This is a genomic window from Pseudomonas sp. SIMBA_068 (assembly GCF_046534705.1).
In the GTDB taxonomy this organism is placed as follows: Bacteria; Pseudomonadota; Gammaproteobacteria; order Pseudomonadales; family Pseudomonadaceae; genus Aquipseudomonas; species Aquipseudomonas putida.
Genome location: NZ_JAWRYI010000407.1, coordinates 1 through 276 on the forward strand (window position 1 = coordinate 1; position 276 = coordinate 276).

Annotated in this window: 1 protein-coding gene; it reads right to left on the reverse strand. The window is 58.0% G+C overall.

Features of this window, described 5'->3' with window-relative positions:
• Positions 1-276, reverse strand: a 276-nt coding sequence (locus SB756_RS29735; protein ID WP_410913161.1) for a fumarylacetoacetate hydrolase family protein, incomplete at both ends; no start/stop codon positions are given.

Consider the following 276-nt stretch of genomic DNA (forward strand, 5'->3'; position numbering starts at 1 on the left):
GGAACCAATGACATCGCCAGGCTGGATGTGGTCGCCGATCGAGACGTAGGCGATCAACTCCTCCGGAGTCCAGAGCATCTCGGACGTATCGCCCTCCCCCCAGGTCTCGCCATTAACGCGCACGGACATCTTGATGGCGTTCAGGTCGGAGAACTCGTCAATAGTGGTGATCCACGGGCCGATGCCGTAAGCGAAGTCCTTACTCTTCGTTGGACCCATCCCGATTGCGAACTCGTTGGCCTGGAGATCGCGAGCGCTAAAGTCGTTGAAGATGGT